Raw genomic sequence first — 21,535 nt, 5'->3', positions numbered from 1 at the left:
CGCTTTAGAAAAACGCCTGAATGCCCGTTTGCGCGCGCCCGAGAATCAGCGCGTGAATGTCGTGCGTGCCTTCGTAGGTGTTCACCACTTCGAGATTGACGAGGTGACGCGCGACGCCGAATTCATCCGAGATGCCGTTGCCGCCGAGCATGTCGCGCGCGAGGCGGGCAATGTCGAGCGCCTTGCCGCACGAATTGCGCTTCATGATCGAGGTGATCTCGACGGCCGCCGTGCCTTCGTCCTTCATGCGACCGAGACGCAGCACGCCTTGCAGGCCGAGCGTGATTTCGGTCTGCATGTCGGCGAGTTTTTTCTGGATTAGCTGGTTCGCCGCGAGCGGGCGGCCGAACTGCTTGCGATCCAGCGTGTACTGACGCGCCGTGTGCCAGCATGCTTCGGCCGCGCCGAGCGCGCCCCAGGAAATGCCGTAACGCGCTGAATTGAGGCACGTGAACGGCCCTTTGAGACCGCGCACGTTCGGCAGCATGTTTTCCTCGGGGACAAACACTTCGTCCATCACGATTTCGCCGGTGATCGACGCACGCAGGCCGACCTTGCCGTGAATCGCGGGCGCCGAGAGTCCCTTCCAGCCCTTCTCCAGAATGAAGCCGCGAATCTCGTCGCGACCGTCTTCTTCGAGCTTCGCCCAGACGACGAACACGTCCGCGATCGGCGAGTTCGAGATCCACATCTTCGTGCCGGACAGCGAGAAGCCGTTCTGCACTTTCTTCGCGCGCGTCGTCATGCCGGCCGGGTCGGAGCCGGCGTTCGGTTCGGTGAGGCCGAAGCAGCCGATCCACTCGCCACGCGCGAGCTTCGGTAGATATTTTTCCTTCTGCGCGTCGCTGCCGAAGGTGTTGATCGGCACCATCACGAGCGACGACTGCACCGACATCATCGAGCGATAACCCGAATCCACGCGCTCCACTTCACGCGCGATCAGCCCGTAGCACACGTAGTTGAGGCCCGGTCCGCCGTATTGCTCGGGAATCGTCGGTCCGAGCAAGCCCATTTCGCCCATCTCGCGGAAGATCGCGGGATCGGTCTTTTCTTCGCGAAACGCCTGCATCACGCGCGGCTGCAGCTTGTCCTGCGCGTAGGCGCGCGCGGCTTCACGCACCATGCGTTCGTCTTCGGTCAGTTGCTGATCCAGCAAAAGGGGATCTTCCCAGTTGAATTGGGCGGCGTGGGCCATGTGCGTTCTCCTGATTTCATCGAAAAGCGCCGGGGCGGAATCGGTCGTGCGATCGGCCGGCGCGCGAGGCGCTTGACATGAGTTCCGCTAAGCGAAACAATGTTTTGCAAATCTGTTCCGAGTTTATCACCCGATGCCAGCCGATTCCAATCGAAATTCCACGTCGACTCCGCGGCGTCCCGTTTCATCCGACGATATCGACGAGCGCAAGTTCGTCGTCGCGCTTGCACGCGGGCTCGACCTGCTGCGCGCATTCCGGCCCGGCGAGACGCTGCTCGGCAATCGCGATTTCGTCGAGCGGACGGGCTTGCCGAAGGCGACGGTCAATCGTCTCGCCTACACGCTGACGACGCTCGGCTATCTGCGCTTCGACGAGCCGGCCGGCAAATACGCGCTCGATACCGGCGTGCTCTCGCTCGGCTTCACGCTGCTGGCGGGCGCGGACACGCTCGAACTCGCGCGTCCGCACATGCGCGAGCTGGCGCGCGAGATCGGCGCGGCGGTGTCGCTCGGCTGCCGCGACGGGCTCGACATGATCTATCTCGAAACCATTCGCAGCGAGACGGCGCTGACGCTCGGACTCGCGCCCGGCTCGCGTCTGTCGATGCTCACAAGCTCGATGGGCCGCGCCTATCTCGCCGTGCAGGACACGGCGGCGCGCGAGGCGCTGTTCGAGGAGCTGGGCAGGAACGAAGGCGCGGCGCATGTCGATGCAGCGCGCCGCGCGATCGCCGATTTCGCCCGCGACGGCTGCTGCTACTCGTTCCGCGAATGGCACGACGACGTCAACGCCATCGCCGCGCCGTTTCGCGACGTGCGTAACGGGCGCTGGCTGGTGCTGTCGAGCAGCGGGCCGGCATCGTCGATGGGCGAGGCGTATTTCCGCGACATCATCGGCCCGAAACTGAAGGCGCTGGCCGCGCGCCTCGCCTGAATCTGCCGGACGCTCAGGAACGATCAGAGCACCGTCCGCACATGCCAGAGTTCCGGAAACAGCACGACATCGAGCATCTTGCGCAGATACGACGCGCCCGCCGTGCCGCCCGTACCGCCCTTGAAGCCGATGATGCGCTCGACCGTCGTCACGTGGCGGAAGCGCCATTGCCGGAACGCGTCTTCGAGATCGACGAGTTCCTCCGCCATCTCGTAAAGATCCCAGTGATGCGACGGATCGCGATACACCGCGAGCCACGCCGCCTCGACGGTGGGATCCGCCGTGGTCGGCTGCGTCCAGTCGCGGTTCAGGCGCGCCGGGTCGATCTCGAAGCCGCGCCGCGCGAGCAGGCGGATCACTTCGTCGTAGAAGGAGGGCGCCTCCAGCGTCTCGCGCACCTGCGCGAGAATATCCGGCCGATGCGCATGCGGCTGGAGCATCTGCGGATTCTTGTTGCCGAGCATGAACTCGATCTGCCGATACTGATGCGACTGAAAACCCGACGACTGGCCGAGATACGGACGCATCGCCGTGTATTCGGAGGGCGTCATCGTCGCGAGGACGTTCCACGCCTGCACCAGTTGCTCGAAAATGCGCGACACCCTCGCGAGCATCTTGAACGCGGGCGGCAATGCGTCGCGATGCACCGCCGCGAGCGCCGCGCGCAGTTCGTAGAGCGCGAGCTTCATCCATAGCTCGCTCGTCTGATGCTGCACGATGAACAGCATCTCGTTGTGATCCGGCGACAGCGGATGCTGCGCGGTCAGGATCGAATCGAGGCCGAGATAATCGCCGTAGCTCATCGAGTCTGCAAAATCGAGCTTGGCGTCGTGCCAACCTGTTTCCTGGCCGGTTTGTGCGGCGCCGTGGCCGAACGGGCAGCCTTTGGTTTCGTCCATGTCGACGTTCCTCTCAGGTCACCGATGCGCGCTCGGCGAACTCGGGCGCCCGCCAGCTTTCGGTCGCGAGGACATCGCGCAGGGTTTCGACGGCGTCCCACACATCGACGAAACGCGTGTACAGCGGCGTGAAGCCGAAGCGCAGAATGCGCGGCTCGCGATAATCGCCGATCACGCCGCGCGCAATCAGCGCCTGCATCACCTCGTAGCCGTTGGGATGCTCGAAGCTCACCTGCGAGCCGCGCAGCGTGTGCGCGCGCGGCGTGGCGAGCGTGAGCGGGAATTCACCGCACCGTTCCTCGACCAGCCTGATGAACAGATCGCCGAGCGCGAGCGACTTGCGGCGCAGGGAATGCATGTCGGTTTGCAGGAAGACGTCGAGCCCGCATTCGACGAGCGACATCGACACGATCGGCTGCGTGCCGCACAGAAAGCGGCCGATGCCGTCGTCCGGGCGATAGACCGGGTTCATCTCGAACGGCTTCCTGTGGCCCCACCAGCCGGAAAGCGGCTGCGAGAACGCGTTCTGATGGCGCTTGGGCACCCACACGAACGCGGGCGAGCCGGGGCCGCCGTTCAGATACTTGTACGTGCAGCCGACCGCGTAGTCCGCGCCGACGCCATTCAGATCCACCGGCACCGCGCCCGCCGAATGCGCGAGATCCCACACGGCGAGCGCGCCCGCGCGACGGATCGTCTGCGTGAGCGCGGCCATGTCGTGCATGTAGCCGCTGCGGTAATTGACGTGCGTGATCATCGCGATGGCGGTGTTTTCGTCGATGGCGTCGGGCAGTTCCGACGGATCGTCGACAAGACGCAATTCGTAGCCGCGATCGAGTTGCTCGATCAAACCCTGCGCGATGTACAGATCGGTCGGAAAGTTCGAACGTTCGGAGACGATCACGCGCCGCTTCGGATCGCGCTCGTTCGCGAGCCTGAGCGCCGCCGAGAGAATCTTGAAGAGATTCGCGGAGATCGTGTCCGTCACGACCACTTCGTCCTCGCCCGCGCCGATCAACGGCGCGAGTTTGTTGCCGAGCCGTTTGGGCAGCGCGAACCAGCCGGCCGTGTTCCAGCTGCGGATCAGGCCGTCGCCCCATTCGGCGGCGATGACGTCGGCGGCGCGCGCGGCGGCGGCTTTGGGCGGCACGCCGAGCGAGTTGCCGTCGAGGTAGATCACGTTGTCGGCGAGCGCGAACTGGTCGCGCAGGGCGCGCAACGGATCGTCGCGGTCGAGCGTCACGGCTTCGTCACGAAATTTCATCGAAAAATCCATATATTCGAGGGGATCAGGAAAGTGGACGCAGAACGGCGCGAACCGGGCTCGCATCGAGCGTCGTGAATTTGAGTGGCAGCGCGATCAGTTCGTAGTCACCCGGCGCGACGGCATCGAGCACGAGGCCTTCGAGAATCGCCATGCGATGCGCGCGGATGCGCTTGTGGGCGTCCATCGTCTTCGAGTCTTGCGGATCGAGCGAAGGCGTGTCGATGCCGATCAGCTTCACGCCTTTCGATGCAAGCAAGTCGATGGTCTCGGGCGCGACGGCGGTGAAGGCGCTGTCCCACGCGTCGAGCGGCGCGTGGGCGTAAGTGCGCAGCAGCACGCGCGCGGGGACGTCGGCGAGATGCGCGGCGACGTGTTCGGGCAGCACGAGCGGCGCCGCGCCGATGCAATGCACGACCCGGCACGCACCGATATATGTTTCGAGCGCGACGGCGCCGATCGCCGCGCCGTGCTCGTCGTAGTGGAGCGGCGCATCGGCGTGTGCGCCGGTGTGCGGCGAGAGCGTGAGACGCGCGACGTTGACGGGCGAGCCCGCTTCCATGCGCCACACGCGCTCGATGCCGACGGCTGTATCGCCCGGCCAGACGGGTGTGGCGGTGCCGATTGGCGGGGAAATATCAAAAAGTGTCACGACTCGCCCTAACAGAAAGCGTGGAGATGCGTCAAATCATAGTCGTGATATCTCGAAAGGTGCTTGCAAAATAACCACCCAAAACGGTCGCACTTAGAACATAATTCGATGAAACGGGCACAGGGGACTCAAAAATGACCGGCTTCACGCTCGATGCAACGGATTGCCGAATTCTGGCGGTACTGCAGGAAGATGGACGGATCAGCAACCTGGACCTGGCGGAGCGCATTTCGCTCTCGCCGTCGGCGTGCTTGCGCCGGATGCGGCTGCTGGAAGAGGAAGGGGTGATCGCGAGTTATCGCGCGTGCCTCGACCGCGAGCGGCTCGGCATCGAACTGGAGGCGTTCGTGCATGTCTCCATGCGCAACGACCAGGAAAACTGGCACGAGACGTTTGCCGCCGCCGTGCGCGAATGGCCGGAAGTGGTCGGCGCGTTCGTCGTGACGGGCGACACGCACTATGTGCTGCGGGTGCTCGCGCACAACCTCAAGCATTACTCCGATTTCATTCTCTCGAAGCTCTACAAGGCGCCCGGCGTGATCGACATCCGCTCGAACATCGTGCTTCAGACCATGAAGGACGACGCGGGCGTGCCGGTCGCGCTGATCGAGCAGCCGGTGCGCGCCCCTACACCCTGAGTGCCCTAGGGGTTAATCGAGCGGTCCCAGCGTGTGGAAATCGCCCGCCTGAAACACCAGCGGCGCGACCTGCGACACGCCTTCGCGCACGCCGCAGCGTTCCACTTCGCCCACGAAGATCACGTGATCGCCTTCGTCGTAGCGGCTGCGGTTGTGACACTCGAACCACGCGAGCGCGCCTTCCAGAACGGGCATGCCGGTGTCGCCCGCGGCGTGCGACACGCCCGCGAAGCGATCGCCCTTGACGGTCGCGAAACGGCGGCACAGATCGAGTTGAGAGGCGGCCAGCACGTTCACCACGTAGTGACTGTTCGCGCGAAACACCGCCATCGACGCCGATTTGGTCGCGAGGCTCCATAGCACGAGCGGCGGATCGAGCGACACCGAGTTGAAGGAACTGGCGGTGATGCCGATCGGCTGGCCGGAAGCGGTGCGCGTCGTGATGACGGTGACGCCGGTCGCGAACTGGCCGAGCGCGGCGCGAAACTTTGCAGGATCGAAATTCGGGGCTTTGGCGCGTGTCATTTCGCAGATGAGCGGGCAAATGGGCGGTCGAGTGTGTCGTGTGCTGCCGAGCCGGCCGCGCGTCGCGCTTCAGTCGGAAGGATCTTTTCAGAAATCATGTAAAAACAACGGATTTTTGTCGATTCTAGCGGAATCGGCTGCCGCTGGCCGCGTAATGACCTTCATCGACAGCAAGTTCTCTGCCGCCCCGGGCTTTGTGCAGCGCCCGATCAAACCCAGTAAGCTCGATTTATCTCGTCCCGGCTGGGCGTGCATGAGCGCATTGAAGTTTCGGCCGGGCGCATCCATATGCATGATCCGCGGCAAGCCCGCATGCACCTGATGAGGAGTGGCGCCTGATGACCCAAACCAACCAGCAGAACGAGCAGGGCAGATTCGAAACCGCGACGCTCGGCGGCGGCTGTTTCTGGTGCACCGAAGCCGTGTTTCTTGCAGTGCAGGGCGTGGAATCGGTCGAATCCGGCTATGCGGGCGGCCGCGTGTTGAACCCGTCTTATGAGCAAGTCTGCGACGGCGAAACCGGTCACGCCGAAGTGGTGAAGGTGGTGTTCGATCCGGCCATCATCAGTTATCGCGAGGTTCTCGAGATTTTCTTCGCGACGCACGATCCGACCCAGCTCAATCGTCAGGGCAACGATGTCGGCACGCAATATCGCTCGGTCGTGTTCACGCATTCGGATGAACAACGCAAGACCGCGCTCGACGTCATCGACGAACTGCAGCGCGAGGATGTCTACGGCGGCAAGATCGTGACGGAAGTCACGCCGCTCGACGGCAACTACTACGCCGCCGAGGCGTATCACCAGAACTACTTCGCGCAGCATCCGAATCAGGGTTATTGCGCGGCGGTGGTCGGGCCGAAGGTCGCGAAATTCCGCAAGAAATTCGTGCACCGGCTGAAGGCGTAAAGCGCCGAAGCGTCTGAGCGCCTGAACGCCTAAGCGCCTCAGCGCCATTGAACGGTACTAGCCGCCTCGCGCGCGCTCGCATTCCTCCGCGATGCCGCGCGCGAGCTCGAAACACGTGAGCGGCGCCGAGCCTTCCGCCTTGTTGTTCGCCGCGATCACGACCGGCTGGCCCGCAATCGCGTAACGCGCGGCCAGTTCGGCGAGGGCGCCGCGCGTATCGAGGTCTTCATCGACGATCTGATCGAACGGCTCGTATTTCGCCTTCGCCTGTTCATAGCGAAAGCCGCTGTGCAGACTCCATCGCACAATGAGCGGTCCCAATCCTTCTTCGTCCAGCAGTTCGAGCGCCTTGGCCTGCCGGCGCACGTCCGGCATGCGCGCGTGCACGCCGATGCAATAGCGCACGTTCGCCTCGCGCAGCGCGCGGATGAAGCGCGGCGTGAGCATGACCGCATCGCGGATCTCGACCGCGTAACAGGCATCGCCTTCGAGCGGCGGCAGCGCGTTCAGAAACGCCGACAGCCGCTCGATGAAGCGCGCCGGTTCCACGATCATCGCATCGGGCAGCGGCGAGAACTGGAACACGAGCGCGCCGGCCTTCGCGCCGAGCCCGCCGATACACGGCAGGACGAATTCGTCGATGGCGATCTGCGCGTTCAGGAACGCGGGATTGTCGGCGTCGGGGGTGCCGCGTTCGCCGCGCACGAAGGCATCGGTGACGGAGGCGGGCGCCTTCACGATGAAGCGGAAATGCTCCGGCACCTGCGACGCATAGCGCGCATAGTTCGCGAGCGACAGCGGCGCGTAGAACGAGCGGTCGATCGACACGCTCTTCAGAAGCGGATGCGCGCCGTAAGCGGTGAGACCGTCGCGCGAGAGTTTCGTGTTCGAATACCCGTCGCCGTAGACGATGCCGCGCCAGCCCGGAAACGACCACGTGGATGTGCCGAGATGAACCGTGCGGGGAAGGCGTTGAGAAAGGGCGTCGTGTTCGGGTTGCAGCAGCGCGGGCAGTACGCCGCGCGGCTTGGGCGGGTTCGCTGGCGTGGCCGTATCGGCTGAAACCGGCGCGGGTTCGCCGAAGAGATCGACCTGCTCTTGCGGCGCGCCCATTTCCAGTGACGTGAGATCGCGGTTCAGGACGCCTTCTCGTAGATATAGCGCCGCGACCACGGAAGCGTCGTCGCGCTGCGTCCCGCCTTGCGGCAGATCACCTGATAGATCGACACATCGTCGTTTTCGAACGCATACGCGCAGCCCGCGAGATACACGCGCCAGATGCGGAAATGCGCGTCATCGACAAGCTTCTGCGCCTCTTCGGCGCGCTCTTCGAAGCGATTCGCCCAGATGTTGAGCGTATGCGCGTAATGCCGCCGCAAGCTTTCGACGTCGATCGCCTCCAGCCCGCCGCGCTGCATGCTTTCGAGCGCCAGTCCGATATGCGGCAGTTCGCCGTCCGGAAACACGTATTTGTCGATGAATTCGCCGCCGCCGAGCGAAGTCTCGCCGCTGTCCGCATCCGACGACGTGATGCCGTGGTTCATCACGACGCCGTCGTCGACGAGCAGATCGCGAATCTTGGCGAAGTAATCGGGCAGATTCTTGCGCCCGACGTGCTCGAACATGCCGACGCTCGTGATGCGGTCGAACTGTCCGGGAACGTCGCGATAATCCTGCAGACGGATTTCGATCCGGTCTTCGAGGCCCGCCGCCTTCACGCGTTCGGTCGCGAGCTTGAACTGGTTTTCCGAGAGCGTGACGCCCACGCACTGCGCGCCGAACTTCTGCGCCGCGCGGATCACGAGCGCGCCCCAGCCGCAACCGATATCGAGCAGACGATGGCCCGGCTGCAACTGGATCTTCGTGAGAATGTGGTCGATCTTCTTGAGCTGCGCGGTGTCGATGTCTTCGTCGCCGTCCTCGAAATAGGCGCAGGAGTACACCATGTTCTTGTCGAGCCAGAGCTGATAGAACTCGTTCGACACATCGTAGTGGTACTGAATGGCCTTCTTGTCCGACGCCTTCGAGTGATTGAAGTAGCGCCGCACGCGCGCGAGCTTGCCGGCATTCGTCACGGTGCTCTTCGCAAGCGAGTAACTGATATTGATGATGTCGGTGAGCTTGCCCTCGATATCGATCTTGCCCTTCACGTACGCTTCGCCGAGATTGTCGAGACTCGGTTCGAGCAGATAGGGCAGCGCGGTCGCGGTCTTCACGTGCAGCGTGACCTGCGGCGCGGCGAACTGGCCGAAATCGTGTTGCTGTCCGTCCCACAGCACGAGCCGCGCGGGCAGATTGGCCCGTTCGCGAACTTCGTGAACCCATTGCGTCAGCTTCTTCTCCCAGAACATGCTTGTTTCTCCGCGCTAGATGAAATCAAGGGAAGGCTCGCGCCTCCATGTTCGTACTGCTTGCCGCTTCGTCCGTGCTTCCGTCCGTTCGTCGCTCCCCGCGCCGGCGAGGTGCCGCGTTACGGTGCGAGTCTCGCGATTCGCCAGGGATCGCCCGCGTGTTCGCGCGTATAGACGATGCGGTCATGCAGCCGCGACGGGCGTCCCTGCCAGAACTCGATGGAATCGGGCAAGAGACGATAACCGCCCCAGTGCGGCGGACGCGGCGGCGCGTCCCCGAACCGGGCGCTCATCTCGCGCTCGCGCGCTTCCAGCGCCTCGCGGCTTTCGAGCGGCTGACTCTGATCCGATGCCCATGCGCCGATGCGCGAGCCGAGCGGGCGCGAGGCGTAATACGCGTCGCTTTCCTCCGTGCTCGTCTGTTCGACGCGGCCCTCGATGCGCACCTGGCGCTCGAGTTCGATCCAGTGAAACAGCAGGCTCGCCGCGGGATTGGCGGCAATTTCGCGGCCCTTGCGGCTTTCGTAGTTGGTAAAGAAAACGAATCCGCGCTCGTCGATGCCCTTGATGAGCACGATGCGAGCAGACGGACGGCCTTCGCGATCGACGGTCGCGAGGGTCATGGCGTTGGGTTCCGGCAACTTCGCGTCGAGCGCCTGCGCGAACCAGGTTTCGAACTGGCGAAACGGGTTCGGGTCGACGTCCGCGGTGTCCAGTGCGCCGCGCGAGTAGTTCGTGCGAAGATCTGCGAGGGTGGTCATTTTTTATGCAATCGCTACAGTCGCGTCAGTATAGCCAGAGTAAAACGTTCTTGCCCTGATTACCCGGAGACGTGCTAGAGAGCCCGCTGCGCAAACCACTGCCGACTATCACGTCTCCGGTTTCGATAAGGCAGAATACGCAATTCGGCCGCATTTTGCATAATCCAAGACTCAACTTTGCAACACCGACAGCCGCTTGTAAGTCTTGATTGACGCGGCGCAAGGCATATCGCAATTTGCTGTTTGCAGTCGGCTTTCAAAGCGCCCCGTTTTGACCACGTTTCGACCCACGTTTCGACCTCGCACTCAATGACCGCCTCATCCGATATCGCCATGACGCCTCCCGCCGACGAAGCCGCCGATCGCGAGCGCCGCTTCGGCGGCATCGCGCGTTTGTACGGCGCGCCCGCGCTCGCCGCATTCCAGAATGCGCATGTCGCGGTGATCGGGATCGGCGGCGTGGGGTCGTGGGTCGCGGAGGCGCTCGCGCGCAGTGCGGTCGGCAAGCTGACGCTGATCGATCTCGATAACGTCGCCGAAAGCAACACGAACCGTCAGATTCACGCGCTCGACGGCAATTACGGCAAGGCCAAGGTCGCGGCGATGGCCGAGCGCATCGGCCTGATCGATCCCGCGTGCGACGTGCGCCAGATCGAGGACTTCGTCGAGCCCGGCAATTTCGATGCAACGCTCGGCGGCGGCTTCGATTTCATCGTCGATGCGATCGACAGCGTGCGCACGAAAACCGCGCTGATCGCGTGGTGCGTGGCGCGCAAGCAGGCGCTCATCACCGTGGGCGGCGCGGGCGGGCAGCTCGATCCGACGCGCATCCGCATCGACGATCTCGCGCTCACCATTCAGGACCCGCTGCTCTCGAAGGTGCGCGGCCAGTTGCGCAAGCTGCACGGCTTTCCGCGCGGGCCGAAGGCGCGCTTCAAGGTGAGCGCGGTCTATTCCGACGAGCCGTTGATCTATCCCGAAGCGCCCGTGTGCGATTTGAGCGAAGGCGCCGAGCATCTGGAAACCGGCGCGGGATATGCGGGCCCGGTCGGGCTCAATTGCGCGGGTTTCGGTTCCAGCGTGTGCGTGACGGCGAGCTTCGGTTTCGCGGCGGCCGCGCATGTGCTACGGGCGCTGGCCAAAAGCGCAGCGTAGTTTTTCTCATAACTAACGCAAAACGGCCGGCTTCCGGAGTTCGGTTCAGAGCCGGCCGTTTTTATTGGGAGCGCGATTCGAGTGCGATTCGGGCGCGGACTTGCCGCTCAGTTCATCGCCGCGCTCAGCTTGCGCCGCCACTGCGACACGAGATCCGGCTGATTCGCGGCCAGCTCGAAGACGGACAGCATCGTCTTGCGTCCGACATCGTCCATGAACGCGCGGTCGCGCACGACGATCGCCAGCAGATGCTCCAGCGCCCCGCCGTAGTCGCGGCCCGCAATCAGACGGTTCGCCAGCGCGAAGCGGGCATCGAGATCGTCGGGATTGGCGTTCACTGCGTCGACCAAGGCGTCGGCGGGCGGCAGATCGGCGGCGGCATCGGCGGCGTCGAGCTCGGTTTTGAGCGCGTTGTAGCGCGCGTCGATGCCTTGCGTCGTCTTCGGCGAGAGGAGCTTTTCCTCGTCCTTCGCCTCGTCGATGCGGCGCTCGGCGATCAGCCATTCGATCAGGTCGAGGCGGGCGTCCTCGTAGCCGGGATCGAGCGCGAGCGCGGCCTTGATGGTGTCGATAGCCAGCTTGCGTTCACCCGCGGCCCACGCGTTGTGCGCGGTTTGGCGTTCGGCGTCGGCGCCGTCGGGCACGAGGCGATCGAGAAATTCACGCAGCTGGCCTTCGGGCAGCACGCCGATGAACTGATCGACCGGCCGGCCTTCCGCGAACGCGACGACGTGCGGAATGCTGCGCACCTGAAAATGCGCCGCGAGCTCCTGATTCTCGTCGACGTTCACTTTGACCAGCTTCCATTTGCCCGCGGCTTCGGCTTCGAGCCGCTCCAGCATCGGTCCGAGCGTCTTGCACGGGCCGCACCAGGGCGCCCAGAAATCGACCAGAACGGGCGCGAGCATCGATGCGGTGATGACGTCGTTCTCGAAGGTGGCGAGGGTCGTATCCATGCGTTCTCTCCTAATGCTTGCGGTGGTCGATCCCGTTTATGTGGGGACGACTCGCGCAACTCTCAAGCGCCGGGGCGCGACTCATGCTTCGACTCATGCTTCGACTCATGCCTCGACTCATGCCTCGGGCGCGCGATTGTCGCGGCGCTGCGGCGGCAGCGGGATGAATTCGGTTTCGCCGGGCACGTGCCCCATGCGCTGCTCGCTCCACGCGGTCTTCGCCGCTTCGATCTTCTCGCGCGCGCTCGACACGAAGTTCCATTCGATGAAGCGCGCACCGTCGAGCGGCGCGCCGCCCAGCAACATCGCGATGGCGCCGTTCGTGCTCGTGAACGTCACGTCCGCGCCGGGTGCGAGTACGGCCATCTGCTGTTCGGGCAACGCTTCGCCGTCGATGCTTAAGTCGCCGCTCACGAGATACACGCCGCGCTCCTCGTGTTCGGTGTCGAGCGTGATCTGGCTGCCGGCACCGAATTCGGCGGCGACGTAGAGCGTCGGCGAGAACGTGCGCGTCGGCGCTTGTGCACCGAACGCCGTGCCCGCGATCACGCGCAGCGTGACGCCGTCGCGCTCGATCTGCGGCAAGGCGGCGGCCGCGTGATGCTCGAACGCGGGCTCGACTTCCTCGCTCGCGACCGGCAGCGCAACCCAGGTCTGGATGCCGTGCATCGTCTGGCCGGAGGCGCGTTCTTCGTCGGGCGTGCGTTCCGAATGGACGATGCCGCGGCCCGCGGTCATCCAGTTGACGTCGCCGGGGACGATCTTCTGCACCGAGCCGACGCTGTCGCGATGCATGATCGCGCCGTCGAACAGATAGGTGACGGTCGCAAGCCCGATATGCGGATGCGGACGCACGTCGAGTCCCTTGCCGGGCACGAGCGTTGCGGGACCGATATGGTCGAAAAAGATGAAGGGACCGACGGTTCGCGCGGCGAGCGACGGCAGGACGCGCCGCACCATGAGGCCGCCGACATCGTGTTGGTGAGGCTTGAGCAGGGCGCGGATCGTCGAGGGCATGGCGGATTCCGGAAGGCAGATCGGGCGCCGGATGGCGCGCGTGGAAGCATCGATTCTACCGGCCGATTCCGCGTGACGCAGACGCGCTGCCGGCTTCCTTTGGTCTCTATCGCCGTGTTTTGCAGCATGCGTGCAGCGTCGCGCAGCTCAGGCAACTTTGACGCACAACCTTGATGGGAGATTCGAAATGAGCAAGAACACACTGTTGGCCGCCCTGACCGTGGGCATTTTCGCCGTTACGGGCACCGCTGCGACGGGCGCGATGGCGCAGACGTCGTCGGGCAATTCATCGGCCGCGATGGGCAACGACACCGCCGGCACCTCGGACAGCTCCGGCACGATGAAGCACAAGAAGCCGAGGAAGCACACCGCGCAGCCGTCGTCGGGCAAGAAGACGCCGGACACCGAAACGGGCAATAACGCATCGGGCGAGTCCGGGCAGAGCAAGTAAGCCGCTTGACCGGTCGAGAAGGCGCTCGCATCGCTTCCGCGGTGCGGGCGCTTTTTTGCGTGTGCTTTCGTGCACGCGGTTCGGACGTTTCCGGCAAGCCCGCCGCGCCGCCCTCCGTTACACTCATCGGCTCACCGATAACGAGCCGATGAGAGGGGAAGGGCGATGTCGCCAAAGGATTTGCTGATCGCCGCCGTGGTCATTCTTGCGTGGGGCGTGAATTTCGTCGTCATCAAGCTGGGACTGCACGGCGTGCCGCCGATGCTGCTCGGCGCGCTGCGTTTCGCGCTCGCCGCACTGCCGGCGTTCTTCGTCAAGCGTCCGCAAATTCCGCTGCGCTGGCTGTTCGCTTACGGCCTCACCATCTCGCTCGGGCAATTTGCGCTGCTCTTTTACGGCATGTATGTCGGCATGCCTGCGGGGCTTGCGTCGCTCGTTTTGCAGGCGCAGGCGTTCTTCACACTCATTTTCGCGGCAATGTTTCTCGGCGAGCGCATCCGCGCGGCGAACGTCGCCGGTCTCGTGATCGCGGCGGCGGGGCTCGCGCTGATCGGCATGCAGGGCGGCCACGCGATGACCATCACCGGCTTCCTGTTCACGCTCGCCGCGTCCGCGATGTGGGCGCTCGGCAATGTCGTCACGAAGGCCATGGGCAAAGTCGATCTGCTGTCGCTCGTCGTGTGGGGCAGCCTGATTCCGCCGCTGCCGTTCCTCGCGCTCTCGCTGATCTTCGAAGGCCCGGCGCGCATCGAATCCAGTCTCGCGGCCATTCCGCTCGTTTCCGTGTTCGCGATCCTCTACCTCGCGTTCGTCGCGACGCTCGTCGGCTATAGCTTGTGGGGAAAGCTGCTCGCGCGTTATCCGGCGGGCAGCGTCGCGCCGTTTTCGCTGCTCGTCCCGGTGATCGGACTCGTCTCGGCGGCGGTGGCGCTCGGCGAAGGACTGAGCGCCGCGGAGATCGCGGGCGCGGCGCTCGTGATGGCAGGGCTCGTGGTGAACGTGTTCGGCGCGCGCTTCGTGCAGCGCATTCTGCCGTCGGCGCGCTGAGCGAGGCGTGCGTCCTTCTTACGACATTTACGTCATGCGGCTCTTCGCGAGCGGCGGATTCGCCGCGAAGTAGCGCTTGATGCCCTTCACGATCGCGTTGGCCATCTTGTCGCGATAGGCGTCGTCGTTGAGGCGCGCTTCTTCGTCCGGGTTGCTGATGAACGCCGTCTCCACGAGGATCGACGGAATGTCCGGCGCCTTCAGCACGGCAAAGCCCGCCTGTTCGACCGAGCCCTTGTGCAGCTTGTTGATGCCGCCGATCTCGTTGAGCACGAAGCTGCCGTAGCGCATCGAATCGCGGATCTGCGCGGTCGTCGACATATCGAAGAGTGCACGGTTCACGCTCGCATCCTGCGACTTCACGTTGATGCCGCCGACCTGATCCGACGCGTTCTCCTTGTTCGCCATCCAGCGCGCCGCCGCGCTCGACGCGCCGTGCTCCGACAGCGCGAACACCGACGAGCCGCGCGCGTCGGGCGTGGTGAACGCATCCGCGTGAATCGATACGAACAGGTCCGCGCCCACGCGCTGCGCCTTCTGCACGCGCACGTTGAGCGGCACGAAGAAGTCGGCGTCGCGCGTCATCATCGCGCGCATGTTGGGCTGGGCGTCGATCTTCGCGCGCAGCTTCTTCGCGATATCGAGCGCGATGTGCTTCTCGTATGTGCCCTGGCCACCGATCGCGCCGGGGTCTTCGCCGCCGTGGCCCGGATCGATCGCGACCGTGAGCAGACGCGTCGTGCCGGCGCCTTGCTTGGGCGCGGAGAAGGTGTACGTATCGTCGCTGTCGTCTTTTTTGGCGATGACGGGCGGCGCGACCGGCACGCGCGGCTTCACGGCGGGCGTGGGCGCAGGCGTGGCGGGCGTGGCGGGCGTGGCGGGTGCGGACGGCGCTGATGGAACCGCGTCGGCGGGCGCGTCGTTCTGCGCGTACTTCTGGAAGAAGTCGTCGGTCGAATCGGGCGTAACGGGTTTTTGCGGCGTCGCCGGGCCGGACAGCGTCGCCGGCGGCGGCGCGGACGGATTCGGATTGGCGCGGTCGAACGCTTCCTGCTTGCGCTCGGACTGTGCGAGCAGTTCCATCAGCGGATCGGGCGCGACGGCGGGATACAAGTCGAACACGAGCCGGTACTTGTAGCTGCCGATAGGACCGAGCGTGAAAACCTGCGGCTTCACCGACCCCTTCAGGTCGAACACCATGCGCACGACATGCGGCTGATACTGCCCGACGCGCACCGACTGAATCTGCGGATCGTTCGGCGTGATCTTCGAGACGAGATCCTTGAGCGACTGATCGAGATCGATGCCGTTCAGATCGACGACGAGCCGGTCCGGCCCTTGCAGCGTCTGGTTGGTGTTCTGCAGCGGCTGGTCCGATTCGATCGTCACGCGGGTGTAGTCGCGCGCGGGCCACACGCGCACGCCGAGCACGCTGCTCGCATGCGCGAGCCGGGGCGCGACGAGCGCGAGCATGATCGTCGAGGCGCCTGCGCGCAGCACCTGGCGGCGGCGCCAGTTGTGCGGCGCGGTGGCGCCCGATTCGATCGAATGGAACGGCTTGATCAACATCTTTCGAGACATGACTTTCCTGTTTCGCTAAATGCCCGCGCGCTGAGCACGCGGCCTTCTTCTTCGTTCGGATGACCGGAAGAACCCGGTTCATCCGGCAGCGACAGCCGGAACACGAGATCGGGCACGCCGAGCAGACCGCCCGCCTGCTGCGGCCACTCGACGAGGCACACCGCGCCCGCATCGAAATATTCGCGGAAGCCGGCATCGGCCCATTCGGCCGGATCGGCGAAGCGATAGAGATCGAAGTGATAAACGTCGAGCGGGCCGCTTTCGGTCTCGAGCGAATACGGCTCGACGAGTGTGTAAGTCGGGCTTTTCACGCGGCCGGTGTGGCCCAGCGCGCGCAAGGTCGCGCGCACGAGCGTGGTCTTGCCCGCGCCCAGGTCCCCGATCAACTGGACTTGCAAACCCGTGAATCGTTCAGACGATGTGTGCGTTCGCGTGGCTTCGATGGCGCGCGCGAAGCGTTCGCCGAAAGCGAGCGTGGCCGCCTCGTCGCGCAGAACGAAGCGGCGTTCGAGAAGCGCGGATAAAAGATCGGGCGTGGTGCGTGCGGGGCTTTCGGGCATTGCTCGTAAAATGTCGTGATGAACCGATTGCCGGAACATTCCGTTGAAATCACGACCGCGTCCAGCGACGCCGCCGCTGAGTCCGTCTCAGTGTCTCGCGCCTTCACTCGCGAAGAGGAGGCTGCGCTGTCGGAACTCGCGCAACGCATCAAGGCGTGGGGTCGCGAGTTGGGATTCGGTGCGGTCGGTATCAGCGATATCGACCTGACGGATGCCGAGAAAGGCCTCGCTGAATGGCTCGAAGCAGGCTATCACGGCGAAATGGATTATATGGCCAAACATGGGATGAAACGCGCGCGGCCCGCCGAGCTTGTGGCCGGAACGCGACGGGTCATCACCGCGCGCATGGCCTATCTGCCCGCGCAAACGCTCGAAAAAACCGGCGATGAAAGTGTCCTGACAGCCGATGGTCAGAAGAACGACTGGCGCGCGATCGAATGGACGCGCCTCGCGCAGCCCGCGCAGGCCAATGTGTCGATCTACGCGCGCGGCCGCGATTATCACAAGGTCATGCGTCAGCGGTTGCAGCAGTTGGCGGAGCGCATCGAAGGCGAGATCGGGCCGTTCGGGTATCGGGCGTTCACGGATTCGGCGCCGGTGCTGGAAGTCGCGCTCGCGCAGAAGGCGGGCAACGGCTGGCGAGGCAAGCACACGCTGCTGCTCGATCGCGACGCGGGTTCGCTGTTCTTTCTCGGCGAGATTTTCGTGGATGTGCCATTGCCCGTCGATCCGCATCCCGAGCAGGACGGCGCGCATTGCGGGCAGTGCACGCGCTGCATCGGCGCGTGTCCGACGGGCGCGATCGTCGCGCCGTATCGCGTCGATGCGCGGCGCTGCATCTCGTATCTGACGATCGAACTGCACGGCAGCATTCCCGAGGACATGCGTCCGCTGATCGGCAATCGCATCTACGGTTGCGACGACTGCCAGCTCGTCTGTCCGTGGAACAAATTCGCGCAGGCCGCGCCCGTCGCGGATTTCGACGTGCGGCACGGGCTCGATCGCGCGACGCTCGTCGAGCTGTTCGCATGGAGCGCGGCGGACTTCGATACGCGCATGCAGGGCAGTGCGATCCGGCGCATCGGGCACGAGCGGTGGCTGCGCAATATCGCGGTGGCGATGGGCAACGCGTTGCGCGCATCCGGGCTCGATGCGGGCGAACGCAAGGCGATTGTCGAAGCACTGGACGCGCGCGCGGACGATCCGTCAACGCTTGTGCGCGAGCATGTCCGCTGGGCGCTCGCGCAAGGGAGCCGGACATGAATGCATTCGACGCCGTCATCGACGCGCCGTTCGGCAAAGTCGGCATTCGCGCCGATGATCGGTTCGTGCGCGAGATCGTCTATCTGCCGGACGACACGCCGGCGATCGCCCCGCACAAGCCGCTCGCCGAAGAAGCCGCCGGGCAGATTCGCCGCTACTTCGACGCGCCGTCCATGCGTTTCGACCTGCCGCTCGCGATCGGCGGTACCGCGTTTCAGCGGCGCGTGTGGCAGGGAATCTGCGGCATCGCGCCGGGCAACGTGTGGACCTACGGGCAGCTTGCGCGCGAGATCGGCAGCGTGCCGCGCGCAGTCGGCCAGGCGTGCGGCTCCAATCCGCTGCCGATCGTGATACCGTGCCACCGGGTGGTGGCGGCGGGCGGCATCGGCGGCTTTGCGCATCATCCCGGCGAAGGTTTTTATCGCAACGTGAAGCGCTGGCTGCTGGCGCATGAAGGTGTATCGATCGCATGAGCGCAACGACCGACGAAATACAAACACCAGGACTGGCCGCGAGCCACGATTCGATCGACCTCTTTTGCGATGCGCTCTGGCTGGAACACGGGCTCGCCAAGAACTCGCTCGAAGCGTACCGGCGCGACCTCAAGCTTTTCGCGGAATGGCTCGGCAAGACCCGCGGCACATCGATCGACGTCGCGGCCGAAGCCGACATGAACGGCTACATGGCGGCGCGCCGCGGCGACAAGGCGACCTCCGCGAACCGGCGGTTGTCCGTGTTTCGCCGCTACTACGCGTGGGCGCTGCGCGAACACCGGACCGCCGCCGACCCTACGCTCAAGCTGCGCTCGGCGAAGCAGCCGCCGCGCTTTCCGTCGACGCTCAACGAGGCGCAGGTCGAGGCGCTGCTTCACGCGCCCGACATCGACACGCCGCTCGGCCTGCGCGACCGCACGATGCTCGAACTGATGTACGCGAGCGGCCTGCGCGTGACCGAGCTCGTCACGCTGAAGACGGTCGAACTCGGCCTCAACGAAGGCGTCGTGCGCGTGATGGGCAAGGGCTCGAAGGAGCGGCTCATTCCGTTCGGCGAGACCGCGCACGACTGGCTCGAACGCTATCTGCGCGAAGCGCGGCAAGTGCTGCTCGGCGCGCGCGCCGCCGATGCACTGTTTGTCACGGCGCGCGGCGAGGGCATGACGCGCCAGCAATTCTGGAACATCATCAAGCGCCATGCGCTGAACGGCGGCGTGCACGCGCCGCTTTCGCCGCACACGCTGCGCCACGCGTTCGCGACGCATCTGCTCAATCACGGCGCGGATTTGCGCGTCGTGCAATTGCTGCTCGGGCACTCGGACATCTCGACGACGCAGATCTATACGCACGTCGCGCGCGAGCGGCTGCACAAGCTGCATCAGGAGCATCATCCGCGCGGGTAGGTTCGCGACCTGCCTTCGTAAAGTCAGCGCCCGCGTGCATCTCGCTTCACATTCGCGAACGATCGTGCCACGGCGGCGCAGCTTTGCACACCTGGCCATTCGGCCGATGGTGGGCCGCGAAACGCGCCGCTACAATGCGTCCATGTCGAAAAGCAAACACGTCTCCGAAACGCCCGCGACGCAATTCCTGCGTCGTCACAAGGTCGAGTTCGGCGAGCATCCCTATGATTATGTCGATCATGGCGGCACGGAAGAATCCGCGCGGCAGCTCGGCGTGGACGAACATCGCGTCATCAAGACGCTCGTCATGGAGGACGAGCACGCGAAGCCGCTCATCGTTCTCATGCACGGCGACCGCACCGTGTCCACCAAGAATCTCGCGAGGCAGACGGGCGCCAAGCGCATCGAGCCGTGCAAGCCGGAGGTCGCGAACCGGCACTCGGGCTTTCTGGTCGGCGGAACGTCGCCGTTTGGCACCCGGAAGGCCATGCCGGTGTACGTCGAATCGAGCATCCTCGATCTCGATGTCATCTATCTGAACGGCGGGCGGCGCGGTTATCTCGTCAGCATCGATCCCAAGCTGCTGACCGGCCTGCTGAACGCGAAATCCGTCCAGTGCGCGAGCGTCGATTAGAATGCACAGCGCATTCGCTATCACCCAAGAGACACCATGATTTTTCTGCTCGTCGCCGTCGCGTCCTATCTAATCGGTTCGATATCGTTCGCCGTCGTCGTGAGCCACGCGATGGGCTTAGCCGATCCCCGCTCGTACGGCTCGGGCAACCCCGGCGCGACCAACGTGCTGCGCACGGGGAACAAGAAAGCGGCCATTCTCACGCTCATCGGCGACGCGTTCAAAGGCTGGCTGCCGGTCTGGGTCGTCGTGCAATTCGGCGCGGGCTTCGGCTGGGATCAGGCGGGCATCGTCACCGCGACGGCGCTTGCGGCCATCTGCGTATTTCTCGGCCATCTGTACCCGATTTTCTTCAAGTTTCAGGGCGGCAAGGGCGTGGCGACCGCGGCGGGCGTGCTGCTCGCGATCCATCCGGTTCTCGGGCTCGCCACGCTGCTGACGTGGCTCATCATCGCGTTCTTTTTCCGCTATTCCTCGCTGGCGGCGCTGGTTGCGGCGGTGTTCGCGCCGTTTTATCAAGTGTTTCTGTTCGGGCCGAGCCGTATCTCGCTCGCCGTGCTCGCAATGAGCCTGCTCCTCATCTGGCGGCATCGCGCGAACATTTCGAAGCTGCTGGCGGGAAAGGAAAGCCGCATCGGCAGCAAGAAGAAAGCCGCCGAGTGATAAACGCAAAAAAGCCGTTCCGGATTCGACTCCGGAACGGCTTTTTCACGTTGGGTGCAACCTGACGGTCAGTCGCGGAAATTGTTGAAGTCGAGCGGCGTGTCCGTGACTTCCTTCTTGAGCAAGGCGATCGCGCTTTGCAGATCGTCGCGCTTCGTGCCTTGCACGCGCACCGCGTCGCCCTGAATGCTCGCCTGCACCTTGATCTTGCTGTCCTTCACGACCTTGACGATCTTCTTCGCCAGATCGCCCGACACGCCTTTCTTCACCGTGACGACCTGCTTCAGCTTGTCGCCGCCGATTTTTTCCTGCTTGCCGTAGTCGAGGAAACGCACGTCGACGCCGCGCTTGGCCATTTTGTTCAGCAGAACGTCCTTCACCTGGCCGAGCTTGAAATCGTCGTCGGCGTAGAGCGTGAGTTCGCGCTCCTTTTGCTCGACGCGTGAATCCGAACCCTTGAAGTCGAAGCGCGTCGAGATTTCCTTGTTCGATTGCTCAATCGCGTTCTTCATTTCGATCATGTTTGCTTCGCTGACAACGTCAAACGATGGCATCTGAATTCTCCTTCGTTGAGGCGAGCGCGCAGGGCGGCTCGCGCGATTTCATGTGTATATAATTCGATGTTCCGTCATTCTACCGACGCGCCCGCTGTTTCCCCAAGGCCGCGCCGTTTCGCAAGCCTCTC

At 64.3% G+C, this 21,535-nt stretch carries 25 protein-coding genes; 12 read left to right on the top strand and 13 right to left on the bottom strand.

Annotated features, from left to right (window positions below; all coding sequences use genetic code 11):
* Window positions 1-4: 4 nt before the first annotated feature.
* Complete coding sequence (locus tag BRPE64_RS10960) at window positions 5-1,195, bottom strand: acyl-CoA dehydrogenase (protein ID WP_016346182.1); 1,191 nt, start codon at window positions 1,193-1,195, stop codon at window positions 5-7.
* Between the two features lie 133 nt (window positions 1,196-1,328).
* On the opposite strand from BRPE64_RS10960, the gene BRPE64_RS10955 reads away from it, so the two are divergent.
* On the top strand, window positions 1,329-2,129 hold the full coding sequence (locus BRPE64_RS10955; RefSeq protein WP_016346181.1) for an IclR family transcriptional regulator: 801 nt from the start codon (window positions 1,329-1,331) through the stop codon (window positions 2,127-2,129).
* Between the two features lie 23 nt (window positions 2,130-2,152).
* Here the strand turns inward: BRPE64_RS10955 and kynA are convergent, their stop codons facing one another.
* The 3 genes from kynA to kynB are packed head-to-tail and all read right to left on the bottom strand — an operon-like array spanning window position 2,153 to window position 4,944.
* Window positions 2,153-3,028, bottom strand: a complete 876-nt coding sequence (gene kynA, locus BRPE64_RS10950) for a tryptophan 2,3-dioxygenase (RefSeq protein ID WP_016346180.1) — start codon at window positions 3,026-3,028, stop codon at window positions 2,153-2,155.
* Window positions 3,029-3,041: 13 nt separating this feature from the next.
* Entirely contained in the window at window positions 3,042-4,292 is a 1,251-nt protein-coding gene (gene kynU / locus BRPE64_RS10945) for a kynureninase (protein ID WP_044042157.1), read from the bottom strand.
* Between the two features lie 25 nt (window positions 4,293-4,317).
* Window positions 4,318-4,944: an arylformamidase gene (gene kynB, locus BRPE64_RS10940; RefSeq protein ID WP_269765220.1), complete on the bottom strand. Its 627-nt coding sequence runs from the start codon at window positions 4,942-4,944 to the stop codon at window positions 4,318-4,320.
* A 134-nt stretch (window positions 4,945-5,078) separates the two neighbouring features.
* Between kynB and BRPE64_RS10935 the strand changes: the two genes are divergently transcribed.
* Window positions 5,079-5,582 carry an Lrp/AsnC family transcriptional regulator gene (locus tag BRPE64_RS10935; protein WP_016346177.1) on the top strand — a complete coding sequence of 168 codons (504 nt, stop codon included), beginning with the start codon at window positions 5,079-5,081 and terminating at the stop codon, window positions 5,580-5,582.
* Between the two features lie 12 nt (window positions 5,583-5,594).
* Here the strand turns inward: BRPE64_RS10935 and BRPE64_RS10930 are convergent, their stop codons facing one another.
* Complete coding sequence (locus tag BRPE64_RS10930; RefSeq protein WP_016346176.1) at window positions 5,595-6,107, bottom strand: flavin reductase family protein; 513 nt, start codon at window positions 6,105-6,107, stop codon at window positions 5,595-5,597.
* Window positions 6,108-6,261: 154 nt separating this feature from the next.
* Here BRPE64_RS10930 and BRPE64_RS33175 point away from each other — a divergent pair, with 154 nt between their 5' ends.
* Window positions 6,262-6,429 carry a hypothetical protein gene (locus tag BRPE64_RS33175; RefSeq protein WP_160167926.1) on the top strand — a complete coding sequence of 56 codons (168 nt, stop codon included), beginning with the start codon at window positions 6,262-6,264 and terminating at the stop codon, window positions 6,427-6,429.
* A 16-nt stretch (window positions 6,430-6,445) separates the two neighbouring features.
* Complete coding sequence (gene msrA / locus BRPE64_RS10925; protein WP_016346174.1) at window positions 6,446-7,015, top strand: peptide-methionine (S)-S-oxide reductase MsrA; 570 nt, start codon at window positions 6,446-6,448, stop codon at window positions 7,013-7,015.
* Window positions 7,016-7,072: 57 nt separating this feature from the next.
* Here the strand turns inward: msrA and BRPE64_RS10920 are convergent, their stop codons facing one another.
* The 3 genes from BRPE64_RS10920 to pdxH form a co-directional block, all read right to left on the bottom strand.
* Window positions 7,073-8,128 carry a DUF72 domain-containing protein gene (locus BRPE64_RS10920; RefSeq protein ID WP_016346173.1) on the bottom strand — a complete coding sequence of 352 codons (1,056 nt, stop codon included), beginning with the start codon at window positions 8,126-8,128 and terminating at the stop codon, window positions 7,073-7,075.
* 23 nt (window positions 8,129-8,151) lie between these two features.
* Window positions 8,152-9,366, bottom strand: a complete 1,215-nt coding sequence (locus tag BRPE64_RS10915; RefSeq protein WP_016346172.1) for an SAM-dependent methyltransferase — start codon at window positions 9,364-9,366, stop codon at window positions 8,152-8,154.
* A gap of 119 nt (window positions 9,367-9,485) precedes the next feature.
* Window positions 9,486-10,127, bottom strand: a complete 642-nt coding sequence (gene pdxH / locus BRPE64_RS10910) for a pyridoxamine 5'-phosphate oxidase (RefSeq protein ID WP_016346171.1) — start codon at window positions 10,125-10,127, stop codon at window positions 9,486-9,488.
* A gap of 309 nt (window positions 10,128-10,436) precedes the next feature.
* Between pdxH and BRPE64_RS10905 the strand changes: the two genes are divergently transcribed.
* Window positions 10,437-11,282, top strand: coding sequence for a tRNA threonylcarbamoyladenosine dehydratase (locus BRPE64_RS10905; protein WP_016346170.1), 846 nt, complete (start codon window positions 10,437-10,439; stop codon window positions 11,280-11,282).
* A gap of 107 nt (window positions 11,283-11,389) precedes the next feature.
* On the opposite strand, the gene trxA is transcribed toward BRPE64_RS10905, so the two are convergent.
* Together trxA and BRPE64_RS10895 are read right to left on the bottom strand one after the other, a co-directional pair.
* Window positions 11,390-12,238 (bottom strand): thioredoxin, encoded by an 849-nt coding sequence (gene trxA / locus BRPE64_RS10900; RefSeq protein WP_016346169.1) that lies wholly within the window; start codon window positions 12,236-12,238, stop codon window positions 11,390-11,392.
* A gap of 117 nt (window positions 12,239-12,355) precedes the next feature.
* Complete coding sequence (locus tag BRPE64_RS10895; RefSeq protein WP_016346168.1) at window positions 12,356-13,255, bottom strand: pirin family protein; 900 nt, start codon at window positions 13,253-13,255, stop codon at window positions 12,356-12,358.
* Between the two features lie 187 nt (window positions 13,256-13,442).
* Here BRPE64_RS10895 and BRPE64_RS10890 point away from each other — a divergent pair, with 187 nt between their 5' ends.
* Both BRPE64_RS10890 and BRPE64_RS10885 read left to right on the top strand, forming a co-directional pair.
* Window positions 13,443-13,706 (top strand): hypothetical protein, encoded by a 264-nt coding sequence (locus tag BRPE64_RS10890; RefSeq protein ID WP_044041542.1) that lies wholly within the window; start codon window positions 13,443-13,445, stop codon window positions 13,704-13,706.
* 165 nt (window positions 13,707-13,871) lie between these two features.
* Complete coding sequence (locus BRPE64_RS10885) at window positions 13,872-14,753, top strand: O-acetylserine/cysteine exporter (RefSeq protein WP_016346166.1); 882 nt, start codon at window positions 13,872-13,874, stop codon at window positions 14,751-14,753.
* Between the two features lie 27 nt (window positions 14,754-14,780).
* On the opposite strand, the gene BRPE64_RS10880 is transcribed toward BRPE64_RS10885, so the two are convergent.
* The gene (locus BRPE64_RS10880) at window positions 14,781-16,334 is read right to left on the bottom strand and encodes an N-acetylmuramoyl-L-alanine amidase (protein ID WP_044041540.1); all 1,554 of its coding nucleotides are present in this window, start codon (window positions 16,332-16,334) and stop codon (window positions 14,781-14,783) included.
* Window positions 16,316-16,894: a tRNA (adenosine(37)-N6)-threonylcarbamoyltransferase complex ATPase subunit type 1 TsaE gene (gene tsaE, locus BRPE64_RS10875; RefSeq protein ID WP_044041539.1), complete on the bottom strand. Its 579-nt coding sequence runs from the start codon at window positions 16,892-16,894 to the stop codon at window positions 16,316-16,318. The genes BRPE64_RS10880 and tsaE overlap by 19 nt, the downstream gene beginning before the upstream one ends.
* 18 nt (window positions 16,895-16,912) lie before the next feature.
* Here tsaE and queG point away from each other — a divergent pair, with 18 nt between their 5' ends.
* From queG to plsY, 5 genes are all read left to right on the top strand, one after another.
* On the top strand, window positions 16,913-18,157 hold the full coding sequence (gene queG, locus BRPE64_RS10870) for a tRNA epoxyqueuosine(34) reductase QueG (protein ID WP_044041538.1): 1,245 nt from the start codon (window positions 16,913-16,915) through the stop codon (window positions 18,155-18,157).
* The gene (locus BRPE64_RS10865; RefSeq protein WP_016346162.1) at window positions 18,154-18,630 is read left to right on the top strand and encodes a methylated-DNA--[protein]-cysteine S-methyltransferase; all 477 of its coding nucleotides are present in this window, start codon (window positions 18,154-18,156) and stop codon (window positions 18,628-18,630) included. Before queG ends, BRPE64_RS10865 begins: the two co-directional genes overlap by 4 nt.
* Window positions 18,627-19,553, top strand: a complete 927-nt coding sequence (xerD, locus tag BRPE64_RS10860; RefSeq protein WP_016346161.1) for a site-specific tyrosine recombinase XerD — start codon at window positions 18,627-18,629, stop codon at window positions 19,551-19,553. Before BRPE64_RS10865 ends, xerD begins: the two co-directional genes overlap by 4 nt.
* A 142-nt stretch (window positions 19,554-19,695) precedes the next feature.
* The gene (gene ybaK / locus BRPE64_RS10855) at window positions 19,696-20,187 is read left to right on the top strand and encodes a Cys-tRNA(Pro) deacylase (protein ID WP_044042156.1); all 492 of its coding nucleotides are present in this window, start codon (window positions 19,696-19,698) and stop codon (window positions 20,185-20,187) included.
* A 36-nt stretch (window positions 20,188-20,223) separates the two neighbouring features.
* On the top strand, window positions 20,224-20,850 hold the full coding sequence (gene plsY / locus BRPE64_RS10850) for a glycerol-3-phosphate 1-O-acyltransferase PlsY (protein WP_016346159.1): 627 nt from the start codon (window positions 20,224-20,226) through the stop codon (window positions 20,848-20,850).
* Window positions 20,851-20,918: 68 nt separating this feature from the next.
* Here the strand turns inward: plsY and BRPE64_RS10845 are convergent, their stop codons facing one another.
* On the bottom strand, window positions 20,919-21,404 hold the full coding sequence (locus tag BRPE64_RS10845) for a YajQ family cyclic di-GMP-binding protein (protein WP_044041536.1): 486 nt from the start codon (window positions 21,402-21,404) through the stop codon (window positions 20,919-20,921).
* Between the last annotated feature and the right edge of the window lie 131 nt (window positions 21,405-21,535).

It is taken from the genome of Caballeronia insecticola (assembly GCF_000402035.1).
GTDB classification, from domain to species: domain Bacteria; phylum Pseudomonadota; class Gammaproteobacteria; order Burkholderiales; family Burkholderiaceae; genus Caballeronia; species Caballeronia insecticola.
Note: the sequence above shows the minus strand (reverse complement) of the source record. Positions and strands in the feature narration are given on the sequence as shown.

Coding starts and splice junctions, on each gene's coding strand:
- BRPE64_RS10960 (WP_016346182.1), bottom strand. CDS start 1,195: ATGGCCCACGCCGCCCAATTCAACTGGGAAGATCCCCTTTTGCTGGAT.
- BRPE64_RS10955 (WP_016346181.1), top strand. CDS start 1,329: ATGCCAGCCGATTCCAATCGAAATTCCACGTCGACTCCGCGGCGTCCC.
- kynA (WP_016346180.1), bottom strand. CDS start 3,028: ATGGACGAAACCAAAGGCTGCCCGTTCGGCCACGGCGCCGCACAAACC.
- kynU (WP_044042157.1), bottom strand. CDS start 4,292: ATGAAATTTCGTGACGAAGCCGTGACGCTCGACCGCGACGATCCGTTG.
- BRPE64_RS10935 (WP_016346177.1), top strand. CDS start 5,079: ATGACCGGCTTCACGCTCGATGCAACGGATTGCCGAATTCTGGCGGTA.
- BRPE64_RS10930 (WP_016346176.1), bottom strand. CDS start 6,107: ATGACACGCGCCAAAGCCCCGAATTTCGATCCTGCAAAGTTTCGCGCC.
- BRPE64_RS33175 (WP_160167926.1), top strand. CDS start 6,262: ATGACCTTCATCGACAGCAAGTTCTCTGCCGCCCCGGGCTTTGTGCAG.
- msrA (WP_016346174.1), top strand. CDS start 6,446: ATGACCCAAACCAACCAGCAGAACGAGCAGGGCAGATTCGAAACCGCG.
- BRPE64_RS10920 (WP_016346173.1), bottom strand. CDS start 8,128: ATGGGCGCGCCGCAAGAGCAGGTCGATCTCTTCGGCGAACCCGCGCCG.
- BRPE64_RS10915 (WP_016346172.1), bottom strand. CDS start 9,366: ATGTTCTGGGAGAAGAAGCTGACGCAATGGGTTCACGAAGTTCGCGAA.
- pdxH (WP_016346171.1), bottom strand. CDS start 10,127: ATGACCACCCTCGCAGATCTTCGCACGAACTACTCGCGCGGCGCACTG.
- BRPE64_RS10905 (WP_016346170.1), top strand. CDS start 10,437: ATGACCGCCTCATCCGATATCGCCATGACGCCTCCCGCCGACGAAGCC.
- trxA (WP_016346169.1), bottom strand. CDS start 12,238: ATGGATACGACCCTCGCCACCTTCGAGAACGACGTCATCACCGCATCG.
- BRPE64_RS10895 (WP_016346168.1), bottom strand. CDS start 13,255: ATGCCCTCGACGATCCGCGCCCTGCTCAAGCCTCACCAACACGATGTC.
- BRPE64_RS10890 (WP_044041542.1), top strand. CDS start 13,443: ATGAGCAAGAACACACTGTTGGCCGCCCTGACCGTGGGCATTTTCGCC.
- BRPE64_RS10885 (WP_016346166.1), top strand. CDS start 13,872: ATGTCGCCAAAGGATTTGCTGATCGCCGCCGTGGTCATTCTTGCGTGG.
- BRPE64_RS10880 (WP_044041540.1), bottom strand. CDS start 16,334: ATGTCTCGAAAGATGTTGATCAAGCCGTTCCATTCGATCGAATCGGGC.
- tsaE (WP_044041539.1), bottom strand. CDS start 16,894: ATGCCCGAAAGCCCCGCACGCACCACGCCCGATCTTTTATCCGCGCTT.
- queG (WP_044041538.1), top strand. CDS start 16,913: ATGAACCGATTGCCGGAACATTCCGTTGAAATCACGACCGCGTCCAGC.
- BRPE64_RS10865 (WP_016346162.1), top strand. CDS start 18,154: ATGAATGCATTCGACGCCGTCATCGACGCGCCGTTCGGCAAAGTCGGC.
- xerD (WP_016346161.1), top strand. CDS start 18,627: ATGAGCGCAACGACCGACGAAATACAAACACCAGGACTGGCCGCGAGC.
- ybaK (WP_044042156.1), top strand. CDS start 19,696: ATGTCGAAAAGCAAACACGTCTCCGAAACGCCCGCGACGCAATTCCTG.
- plsY (WP_016346159.1), top strand. CDS start 20,224: ATGATTTTTCTGCTCGTCGCCGTCGCGTCCTATCTAATCGGTTCGATA.
- BRPE64_RS10845 (WP_044041536.1), bottom strand. CDS start 21,404: ATGCCATCGTTTGACGTTGTCAGCGAAGCAAACATGATCGAAATGAAG.